Source organism: Henriciella sp., assembly GCF_049649345.1.
GTDB lineage: Bacteria > Pseudomonadota > Alphaproteobacteria > Caulobacterales > Hyphomonadaceae > Henriciella.
Map to the genome: position 1 here is coordinate 1 of NZ_JBARZC010000073.1, position 10,013 is coordinate 10,013.

The following is a 10,013-nucleotide window of genomic DNA, read 5'->3' on the forward strand; positions in this document are numbered from 1 at the left end:
TCGTCGTACTCATCGGGAGAATATATCTGGGGAATAAACCGGTTCTTGTGGCGCTCAAGGTCTTCGCCAATCTTCGCAAGACCGGCCAGATTGCGCCCCTTGACGTCCGTGATGATGGAGATGTCAGCGTTCTGATCCATCCACGCCCCCAGATCGTGAAGGGCCATAGGGGTAAGGTCATCGCGCATTCTTTGGGCTCGAAACGCGGCGGCAGACTTCGCTCCGCTGGCACTCGAAAGATCAATGAAAGACGGCAAACGTTCAAATGGCGTGAACCAGTCGCGATACTGCTCCTGCCAGTCATGCATGAGCACAAGGTCGCCATTTTGCGTCCAGTTGAAATCGGCCTCGATATATTCAAAACCGCGCTCTACAGAGGCATCGAAAGCTTCGCGCGCGTTTGAATAAGTGCCGCTCTCCAGTCCCCCGCCCGCATGCGCAATCATGACCAGACCGGACACGGGAGCAAACTCTCCTCCCCGGCTTTCCGCCGGCAGGAAGAGGTAAGCAGATGTTGCGGCCAGCACGCCGGCGGCCAGGATCAAAGTGATATTCCTCATCTCGCCAGGCTAGGCGAAATCTGTTAAATATCCTTACTTAACAATACTTTACGCTTAGGTTGTCGACTTCTCGCTGTGCGCGCATAGCTTAAAGACGGAAACAATGTCGCAAAGCGCACCCTTACTCATCTGGAGCACCAACAATAATGAAAACCGTCGTCATCACGGGCGCCTCGAGCGGCATCGGCCGCGCCGCCGCCGAACACCTCGCTGGCAAGGGCTGGAAAGTCTTTGCCGGCGTGCGCAAGCATTCCGATGGCGATCCGCTGAAAAAAGCCCATTCCACCATCCATCCGATCATCCTCGACGTTGCCAAACCCGATCAGGTGAAGGCTGCCGTCGCGGCGGTGTCAAAAGCGCTGGAAGGCCGGAAACTCGACGGTCTCGTCAACAATGCCGGCATCGCCAATATGGGCCCGCTCGCGCTCCAGCCCATGGACCAGTTCGAACAGCATTTCGAGGTCAACGTCTTCGGTCTGATGCGCACGACGCAGGCCTTCCTGCCGCTGCTCGGCATGGATGAAAGCCGCTCAGGCGATCCCGGCCGTATCGTCAACATTACCTCTGTCGGCGGGCGCCTTTCCGCCCCGTTCCTCGGCGCCTATGCGGCGACCAAGCATGCCGTTGAGGCGATCACCGACAGCTTCAGGCGCGAGCTTCTCATCTATGGCATCGACGCGATCGCCATCGGCCCGGGCTCGGTGAAGACGCCGATATGGGACAAGGCCGAGGACATGAACAGGAATGAGCCCTATGCCAACACGGTCTGGGCAAAGCCGATCGAAAAGTTCGCCGACGTCATGCTGAAAGGCGGACGCGAGGGCCTAGAGCCGAAAGTCATCGGCGAAACGATCGAAGAGGCCCTTTCGGACGACAGCCCGAAGGCTCGCTACGCGCCGGTGCCCGACAAGCTGACCAACTGGACCATCCCGACCCGGCTCCCCAAGCGCTGGGTCGACAGCATCATGGCCAAACGCTTCGGTATCGAAAAGAAGGACTGAGCGTCAAAGAAACCAGAGGGTCACGCCAAGCGTGATCGTGCCTGCGATAAAGAGAAAGGCAATCAGGCGAAAGTTTGAATGGCCCATGGGCGTCGCCGCGTGGGAATCCATACGGTCGGCCAGATTGGACGCTTTGCCCTGCGCCAGCCAGAACACGATGACTGCAATGGCGAGGAAGAGGCTCGCCCCGCTTTTGGCGAGCCAGGTCGGCTCGACCACGCGAAATATGGCCTGAAACCCGAGGCCGAGACCGGCCGAAGCGAGCCCGGTGCGCATCCAGCCGGCAAATGTCCGCTCATTGGCAAGGATCGTCCTGTCTTCAGCCCAGTCCGTGCGGTCCTGGGCAAGATCAGTGCGTTCTTCAGCGAGGTCGTTCGACGTCGGCATACCAGATTAACTGCCGGAAAGGCGTTTCGTTTCAGCCACGAGGGTGCGCGCTCGCATGGACGGCCCGCAAACGCTCTGAATCAACGCCTGTATAGACCTGCGTCGTCGACAGGCTGGCATGGCCGAGCAGGGTCTGGATGGCGCGCAGATCGGCGCCATGCGCCAGAAGATGCGTCGCAAAGGCGTGGCGCAGCGCATGCGGCGTCGCGGTCTCCGGCAGGCCGAGCGAACCGCGCAGCACCTGCACGCCTTTCTGCACGATGGCCGGCTGAAGCCGTTTTCCGCGCACCCCATAGAAGAACGGAGTCTCCTTGCCGATCCGGTAGGGGCAGAGCCGCGCATACTCGTCCATCGCCTGGCGCACCGCCGGGATCAGCGGCACAATCCGAACCTTGTTGCCCTTGCCCGTAACACGCAGCCGCTCTGGCGCAGGCCTGATGTCGCCATTCAGATCCAGCGCTTCGGAGATCCGCAAACCCCCGCCATAGAGCAGCGTCAGCACAGCCACATCGCGGGCCGCGACCCATGGCTCTTCAGCAAAAGCCTCGGCCGTTTCAATCATGTCGCGCGCAGCAGAGACTGTAACAGGCCGCGGCAGGCGCGCCCCGCGCTTTGGCCCCCGCAGGAAGGCGATCTCGGGATTGTCGATGCCATGATGATTATCGAGCCAGTGATAGAAAGTCTTGATCGCCGACAGCACGCGCGCAATCGAGGCGTCCGACAGGCCCTCGCGCCGCCGCTTGGCGAGGAAGGCGCGAATGTCGCTGGCATGCAGATGGCGGAAGGCCTTTATGGCCACCTCTTCGCCCAGATGCTCATTCAGGAATCCGAAAAAGCTCGCAAGGTCATGGCCATAGGCCTCGACCGTATTGGCAGCCATGCGCCGCTCGCGGCCGATATAGTCCAGAAAGGCGGAGAGAATTTCCATGAAGCCCGGAGTGTCGGCGCTCATGGTTAAGGGGGGCTTTATGCGGCCTCGCCCGGCTCTACTTGATGGATCGCTTGATGTATCGCCAGCGGCCTTGTGGTTCGACTTCGCTCACCATGGCGGGTGCGCTGGGCGCACTTCAGTCTCCACCCGCCCGCTTCACAGCATCCGCCAGTGAATGTTTCGCGCTGCCGGGTCTGAGCGGTTTGGGTTGGCTGTCATGCGGAGCCCAACCCGATAGCCAGATCACATTGAAGCTCGCCCGCACCCGGCCATCAGGATCGGCAAACCGTTCGGCATAGATCTCCGCCATTCGCGCCAGAAGCCGCCGCGACAGGGGCTTGCGGGGCATCTTGTCACTCACTGCAAACGCCGCCTGCTCGCCCATGCCTTTCAGGTCCGCGAGCAGTTTGAACGGGTGGCCATAGCGCACCGTGACAGGCTCGGTGTCGACGACCGGCAGCGCAAAGCCCGTTCGCTGCATCAGGCCCGCCATGTCCTGCAAGCCGGGCAGAGGGGAGATCCTGGGTGTCGCCCCGCCCGTCAGCTCGGTTTCGGCTTCCAGCAGGCTGGTGCGCAACTCGGCCAGCGTTCCCGCCCCGAAAAGACAGCCAAGAAACAACCCATCCGGCTTCAGCGCCTGGCGAATCTGGATCAGCGCACCGGGCAGGTCATTCGTCCAGTGGAGCGACAATACACTGGTGATGAGGTCATACCCGGCGTCCGCCAGGCCGAGCGTTTCACCCTCGATGGCGCGCGTCTTCAGGCCCTTCGCTTCGACAAGCGCGCGCATTGCCGCCGAGCTCTCAGCCGCCTCGACCAATCCGACCTGCTTGTGCGCTGCCAGCATCGCCGCCGCCGTCCCGTCATGGCTGCCAAGGTCCAGCACGCGCGCGAAATCCCGCGACACATCCTCCAGCCGGTCGATGAGCTGACTCGACTCGCGGCGCTTGAGGAAGTCATAGTCCTGGAAGGATTGAGCGGCCCGGTCGCGGTGCATCCGCACCTGGCCGGCGTCAAAGAGCTTGGGTGGGCTGGCTGTCATGAGCCTCGATATGCACCGCATGACGCGCGTGGCAAAGTCCCGATTGCGGTCGGCCGGCCGCTTTGTGTGGCCGTCGCGCTCGCTCGTCTCCGGCGATCATCATGGCGGCGACGGGCTGATCAGCGCTGCTGATTTCGCAAAGCTGACCTTTCTGGCCGGCAGTGGCTGCCGCGCCTGCGCCCTGCCGCTCGACAGCGATCTCGGCGAGGTCAATCTCTGCGCCGCCTGCGCCGCGCACCCGCCCTGGTGGAGGGAGGCCCGCGCTGCGCTTGCCTATGACGACACATCGCGAAAGCTGGTGCTCGACCTGAAACGCGCAGGCCGCCGGGAAGGCCTTTCCACCTATGCCCGCTGGATGCAGATGGCGAGCCGCGATCTCTCTGAGGCCTCCGACCTCATCGTCCCTGTCCCGCTGCATTATCGCCGCCTTGCCAGCCGCGGCTTTAACCAGTCCGCCTGGCTGGCCGGAGCCGTCGCGCGCGAAACGGGCGTTATCTATTGCGCCGATGCGCTCAGGCGGACCAAGCCAACCCCGACACAAGGCGGGCTGTCGTCGCGCGAGCGGTTCCGCAATGTCAGGAACGCCTTCGAGGTCCGGCCGTCGCGCGCAGAGCAGGTGGAAGGCCGCTGCGTCCTGCTCGTCGATGACGTCTATACGACAGGCGCCACGCTGAAAGCCTGCACGCGTGCCTTGAAAAGAGGCAAGGCGGCCCGTGTCGATGTGCTTGTGCTGGCGCGCGTTGTCAGGCCGAGCGACGTCACCATATAGATGGCACACGCAAAACCATCCGGAGACTCCATGGAAAAAGTCACCATCTATACGCGCGCCTTCTGCCCTTACTGCTCAAGAGCGGTCTCGCTGTTGCAGAAGAAAGGCGCAGACTTCACCGAAATCGACGCCGGCATGGACCCGGATGCGAAAGCCGAAATGGTTCAGAGATCCAATGGCGGCCGGACATTCCCGCAAATCTTCATCGGCGAGCAACATATTGGTGGCTGTGATGAGATGATGGCGCTGGAACGGTCCGGAAAGCTCGATCCAATGCTCAACGGGGCCTGAGCGAGGCTGAATTGGACCAGGTCAGATGATCCGCTACGCCCTTGAATGTACCGATTGCGAGGAAGGCTTCGAAGGCTGGTTTGCCTCCTCCGAAGGGTTCGCGGCGCAGAAGGACAAAGGCCTGATCACCTGTCCGGCCTGTTCGGGCACATCGGTGCGCAAACAGATCATGGCCCCCTCCGTGCGCCCTTCCGAAAAAGCCGGTGCCAGCGATCCTGAGAAAGTCTTCGGCAAGCTCGCGGCCAAGGCGCGCCAGCACATCTCCGAGAATTATGACTATGTCGGCGACGGCTTCGCAGAGGAAGCGCGCAGCATGTATTATGGCGAGCGCGACAATCGCCCGATCTGGGGCGAGACGACAGGCGATGAGCGCGAAGCCCTGAAAGAAGAGGGCGTACCTGCCACGCCGCTCCCGCCCGCCTTTGCGCCAAAAAAGCAGCCGGACAAGTCAAAACTGAACTGACACCGCGCGCCCAAGCGCAGCCCGCGACCACTTGGCCGCTTGACGCCAGAAGCGGTCTGAATAAAAACGGCATCGACGAGAGACACCGGAGAGCGGACATGGCCGAGAGCAATTACACGCATGGCGACATGAATGTTGACGCCCAGCGCAGCATGTATTCCACCTTCATGAGAGCAGGCGCCTGGGGCAGCGTGATCCTGCTTGTCGCCGTCGCCTATATGACCTTCACCCTGTCCATCGGCCTGAACTGGCTGGTTGCCCTTATTCTGAGCGCAGGGGCTGGCATTGCGATTGGCCTGTTCATGGGCTTTGGCGGCGCCTGGATCGCCACGATCATTGCGCTCGCGGGTCTCGCCTTGTTCATCCAGCTGCTGATTGCGCTCTTCTCAATCGCGCTTTGAGCTCAAGTCCGGCCGAGCGTTCGCGCCCATTGCCTTACATCTTCGGTGAACAGGTCCGGCACTTCCATCGCGGCGAAGTGTCCGCCTTCGCGCATGTCTGACCAGTAGGTGATGTTGTAGGCGCGCTCGGCCCAGCTTCTGGGCGGGGCGGCGATGTAGGTTTCTCCGGGATAGTTGGCAAACCCCGTCGGCACCTCGATGCGCGCGCCTTCCGGCAGGACGGCCCCGCCCTCCATGAAGAAGGCCGCATAATACCAGACAGAGGTCGCGATCGCGTCATTGACCAGATAGATCATCACATTGGTCAGGAGCTGGTCACGGCTGAAAATGTCGAACAGTTCGCCCCGGGTCTGGTCTGACCAGCCATGAAATTTCTCGATGATCCAGGCGGCCGTTCCCATCGGCGAATCCATAAGCGCCATGGCAAGCGTCTGCGGCTTGGTCGCCTGCTGCATGAGATAGGCGCCCTCAGCCTGCATCGCCGCCTGGCTGGAGGCGAGCCACGACTTTTCCTCATCCGATTGCGGCAAAGCTGGATTGGGCCGCATCGCCATCATGTTGAGGTGGATCGCCCGGCATGCGCCATCGCCGCTACCGGCCGCATGATCGAAGCCGAGCCATGAGGTCACCATGCTGCCCCAGTCGCCGCCCTGGGCAAGATAGGTGTCATAGCCGAGCGCATCGCGCATCAGCGTGTTGAACAGTTTCGCCGTCGCACGCTGGCCGAGCGGCGAGGCCGGCTTGCCTGAAAATCCATAGCCCGGCAGGGACGGGATAACGAGGTCGAACGCGTCTTCTGCCTTGCCGCCATGCTGCGATGGATAGGCGAGCGGGCCGATCACATCGTAGAACTCATAGAAAGACCCCGGCCAGCCATGCGTCAGCAGCAGCGGCCGCTTGCCTTCCGCTTCGCCGACTATGTGCAGGAAATGGATGTCGAGCCCGTCGATCTCGGCCTTGAAATGCGGCCATGCATTGAGCGCCTTTTCAGCCTCGCGCCAGTCATACTGCTCGAGCCAGTAGGCCTGGAGATCCTTCATCGCGGGCGTGGACATGCCAAACTGCCAGTCCCCGCCCGCCTCAGGCGCCGGAAACCAGCGATAGGCGGCAACGCGCGACCGGATCTGGTCCAGCACGCTTTCATCTACTGAAATTTCGAAGGGTCTGACTTCGGCCATCGTCTCATCCTCGCGCTAGACAGATGGATGAAAGACACTCTGGCCACGGACGTCAATCTGACGCCGGGGAACGCTTACCGGTCGGGATAGGCCTCGACAGTGGCATTGAAATTGTTGTGGGTCTCTCCGCCGACAGCCGCAATCCCGCCAATAATGGCGATCACCAAGAGGCCAAGCAGCAGACCGTACTCGACGGCTGTCGCGCCGTGGGCGTCACCGATATAACGCAGCCAGAAATGACGGACCATGTCCACCTCATGAAAATCGTTCCGCCAGGTCCGCGAAGAGCGGGATGTCTGCCGGGGGCGCCGGATACTTACCGAGGTTGGCTGGCCTGACCCAATCGAGCGTCTGCCCTTCAAGTGCCGTGGGAATGCCGACCCAGTGACTCACGGCGAAGAGTGGCATTAAAAGGTGAAAATCCGGATAATTGAAACTCGCAAAGTTGATCGGGTCGAGGTCAGCCTCCTCGACCTTGATCTGCAGCTCTTCCTGTAATTCCCGCACCAGCGCCGCCTCTGGCGTCTCGCCGGCTTCGACCTTGCCGCCCGGAAACTCCCAGAGGCCCGCCATATGTTTGCCCTCAGGGCGCTGCGCCAGAAGGATTCGGCCCTGTTTATCGAAGATCGCGGCGGCCGAAACGAGAAGGAGTTTGCCGCTCACGTCCTGTAGGCGCCGTTGATGTCGACATAGGCGTGGGTGAGGTCGCAGGTCCACACCGTCCAGGTATCGCGGCCTGCGGCGACATCGACACGGATGGCGATGTGATCGCCCGCGAAATGCGCAGTGGCGAGGGCTTCGTCATAGCCGGACGCCCGCATGCCGCCTTCTGCGACAAGGTGATCGGCGAACCAGATGCGCATCTCATCCTTTGCAATCGGCTCCAGCGACTTGCCGATCGCCATGACGATCCGGCCCCAGTTTGCGTCGCCTGCGGCAATCGCCGTCTTGATCAGAGGCGAATTGGCGATGTGGAGGCCGATTGTCTTTGCCGAGCTCTGAGAGACGGCGCCTTCAACGCGGATCTCGACGAATTTCGAGGCCCCTTCGCCATCCTTGACCAGCTGATGGGACAGGTCGCGGAACACGTCGAACAGGGCCTCGCGAAAGCCGTCCAGTCGCGGGTCTTCCAGCGTATCGATCATCGGCGCGCCGGATGCCCCTGTTGCAAACAGCATGCAGGTGTCGGAGGTGGAGGTATCGCCGTCGACCGTCACCGAATTCAGCGTCGGGTCGACGGTGTCGCGCAGCAACCGGTCCAGCACATCGGGCGCGATCGCGGCATCGGTGAAGACATAGCAGAGCATGGTCGCCATGTTCGGCATGATCATGCCGGAGCCCTTTAGAATGCCTGCAATCGCGACAGGGACGCCGTCAATCTCGCAGGTCGCGCCAGCGCCCTTCGGAAAAGTATCTGTCGTCATGAAGGCGCGCGCGCAGGCTTCCCAGTCCGGCGGGCCGAGCTTGTCCTTCAGCTCAGGCAGCATCTTGCCGACATAGGCCGCATCCGGCAGCGGCTCGCCGATCACGCCTGTGGCGGCGAGAAAGCATTCGGCCTTGTCTACGCCCAGCGTCCCGGTCATCGCCGAGAGGGTCGCTTCATTCTTGAGCACGCCGGCTTTGCCCGTGAAAGCATTGGAATTGCCGGCATTCGCGACCAGCGCCCGCCCGCGCCCGCCGCCTTCCTTCAGCGCCTCGCGGCACCAGTCGACATCCGCCGATGCGGTCGTCGACCGGGTGAACACCCCGGCTACTGATGTGCCTTCAGGGCAAACGAACAGGAAAACATCGTCGCGCAGGGCGCCGCGCTTTTCATAGAAGCCGCGCGAGGCGGTGGCGGCCTCCACGCCTTTGACAGACGGAAGGTCCGGAAAGCGGTCCGGCGCGAAGGGGGATGGTGTCAGCTTCATTCTTCGGTCGGCGTTTCGTCTTCGGCTGGCGCACGCGTTTCGGGCGTGTCCTGCGGGCCGGCTGTGTCTTCGACCGGCTCATCGAGAATGGCCTCCGGGTCGGGCGGTGCCATCGGAGGCGCTGCGCCGTCGCGCTGCTCGATCTCGGCATTGGCGCGCAGTTCGCGCAGGATGTCGCTGATCTTCGTGAAGGTCAGATAGGTCACGATTTCGGGCCGCATTTCCTGCTTGGTCTTTGGCGGGCGGGTGCGCCGCTGTTCGACCTTGAGGATGTGCCAGCCCTGTTCGGACTCGAACGGCTCTGAAATCTCCCCTTCTGTCGTATCGGCAATAATTGCCGGGAACGGATCGATCATCTCATTCGGGCTGACCCAGCCGAACGAGCCGCCATCGAGCCGGGTGCGCGTATCCTTGGAAAACTCGAAGGCCAGCGCCGTGAAATCCTCGCCGGCCCGGGCCCGGGGCAAGACGGCCGCGGCATCTTCCTGGGTCTCGAACAGGATGTGGCGGATGCGGACCTCATCATCGATCTGCTGCAGCTTCACCTGCTCGTCATACATCCGGTCAATGGCTGCATCGGTCACTTCATTGGCGACAAGGTCTTCCATCAGGAAGTTGCCGAGCAGGCGTTCGCGCGCCGTCTCAAGCCGACGCTGCGCCTGGGGCGTCCGATCAAGGCTTCTGCGAACCGCTTCCTGGGCGAGCAGACGCTGGTCGATCAGCTGCTCCAGCACGATCTGGTATTCAGTATGGTCCGGTCCGAAATTCTCACCCGGTTCGATGCGGCCCTGGGCAACCGCTTCAAGCTCCACGTCGGAGATATAGATCGGCTCTCCATTCACCACAGCCGCCGTCGAGGCATCAAAAACAGGCGCCCGGCGTGCGGGGCTTGTCAGGTCGTTGTCGCACGCACCGAGCAGGAGCGCGCAGGCAAGACCGATACAGATGAATACAGACCGGGAGGAGTTCATGCGTTTTCCCTTGTGTTTGAGCTACAGCCGCCCGCATTGACACCCTTATGCGGCGTTCTTAAGTCTCCCGCGGGTACTGGTCGAGAGGTTAGTTTGCCCAGCGCTACAC

At 62.0% G+C, this 10,013-nt stretch carries 13 protein-coding genes and 1 pseudogene; 5 read left to right on the forward strand and 9 right to left on the reverse strand.

The window, feature by feature from the left end; genetic code table 11:
• Positions 1-545, reverse strand: a pseudogene (locus tag WA989_RS01825) (hypothetical protein); the annotation flags it as partial.
• 161 nt (positions 546-706) lie between these two features.
• Here WA989_RS01825 and WA989_RS01830 point away from each other — a divergent pair.
• Positions 707-1,561 (forward strand): SDR family oxidoreductase, encoded by an 855-nt coding sequence (locus WA989_RS01830; protein ID WP_424338824.1) that lies wholly within the window; start codon positions 707-709, stop codon positions 1,559-1,561.
• Between the two features lie 3 nt (positions 1,562-1,564).
• Here WA989_RS01830 and WA989_RS01835 read toward each other — a convergent pair whose 3' ends face one another.
• From WA989_RS01835 to WA989_RS01845, 3 genes are all read right to left on the reverse strand, one after another.
• Positions 1,565-1,948 carry a YidH family protein gene (locus tag WA989_RS01835; RefSeq protein WP_424338825.1) on the reverse strand — a complete coding sequence of 128 codons (384 nt, stop codon included), beginning with the start codon at positions 1,946-1,948 and terminating at the stop codon, positions 1,565-1,567.
• Between the two features lie 31 nt (positions 1,949-1,979).
• The gene (locus WA989_RS01840; RefSeq protein WP_424338826.1) at positions 1,980-2,900 is read right to left on the reverse strand and encodes a tyrosine recombinase XerC; all 921 of its coding nucleotides are present in this window, start codon (positions 2,898-2,900) and stop codon (positions 1,980-1,982) included.
• A 115-nt stretch (positions 2,901-3,015) separates the two neighbouring features.
• Positions 3,016-3,921, reverse strand: a complete 906-nt coding sequence (locus WA989_RS01845) for a methyltransferase domain-containing protein (protein WP_424338827.1) — start codon at positions 3,919-3,921, stop codon at positions 3,016-3,018.
• On the opposite strand from WA989_RS01845, the gene WA989_RS01850 reads away from it, so the two are divergent.
• The 4 genes from WA989_RS01850 (at position 3,920) to WA989_RS01865 (ending at position 5,845) form a co-directional block, all read left to right on the forward strand.
• The gene (locus tag WA989_RS01850) at positions 3,920-4,690 is read left to right on the forward strand and encodes a ComF family protein (RefSeq protein WP_424338828.1); all 771 of its coding nucleotides are present in this window, start codon (positions 3,920-3,922) and stop codon (positions 4,688-4,690) included. The genes WA989_RS01845 and WA989_RS01850 overlap by 2 nt on opposite strands.
• Before the next feature lie 30 nt (positions 4,691-4,720).
• On the forward strand, positions 4,721-4,981 hold the full coding sequence (gene grxC, locus WA989_RS01855) for a glutaredoxin 3 (RefSeq protein ID WP_424338829.1): 261 nt from the start codon (positions 4,721-4,723) through the stop codon (positions 4,979-4,981).
• Positions 4,982-5,006: 25 nt separating this feature from the next.
• Positions 5,007-5,444, forward strand: coding sequence for a DUF1178 family protein (locus WA989_RS01860; protein ID WP_424338830.1), 438 nt, complete (start codon positions 5,007-5,009; stop codon positions 5,442-5,444).
• 98 nt (positions 5,445-5,542) lie between these two features.
• On the forward strand, positions 5,543-5,845 hold the full coding sequence (locus WA989_RS01865; RefSeq protein WP_424338831.1) for an aa3-type cytochrome c oxidase subunit IV: 303 nt from the start codon (positions 5,543-5,545) through the stop codon (positions 5,843-5,845).
• A 2-nt stretch (positions 5,846-5,847) separates the two neighbouring features.
• On the opposite strand, the gene WA989_RS01870 is transcribed toward WA989_RS01865, so the two are convergent.
• The 5 genes from WA989_RS01870 to WA989_RS01890 form a co-directional block, all read right to left on the reverse strand.
• Positions 5,848-7,023 (reverse strand): epoxide hydrolase family protein, encoded by a 1,176-nt coding sequence (locus WA989_RS01870; RefSeq protein WP_424338832.1) that lies wholly within the window; start codon positions 7,021-7,023, stop codon positions 5,848-5,850.
• Between the two features lie 74 nt (positions 7,024-7,097).
• Positions 7,098-7,271: a Flp family type IVb pilin gene (locus WA989_RS01875; RefSeq protein WP_424338833.1), complete on the reverse strand. Its 174-nt coding sequence runs from the start codon at positions 7,269-7,271 to the stop codon at positions 7,098-7,100.
• Positions 7,272-7,278: 7 nt separating this feature from the next.
• Entirely contained in the window at positions 7,279-7,686 is a 408-nt protein-coding gene (gene mutT / locus WA989_RS01880; protein ID WP_424338834.1) for an 8-oxo-dGTP diphosphatase MutT, read from the reverse strand.
• Positions 7,683-8,933 (reverse strand): bifunctional glutamate N-acetyltransferase/amino-acid acetyltransferase ArgJ, encoded by a 1,251-nt coding sequence (gene argJ / locus WA989_RS01885; protein WP_424338835.1) that lies wholly within the window; start codon positions 8,931-8,933, stop codon positions 7,683-7,685. The genes mutT and argJ overlap by 4 nt, the downstream gene beginning before the upstream one ends.
• Positions 8,930-9,904 (reverse strand): peptidylprolyl isomerase, encoded by a 975-nt coding sequence (locus WA989_RS01890; RefSeq protein ID WP_424338836.1) that lies wholly within the window; start codon positions 9,902-9,904, stop codon positions 8,930-8,932. Before WA989_RS01890 ends, argJ begins: the two co-directional genes overlap by 4 nt.
• Positions 9,905-10,013: the final 109 nt, after the last annotated feature.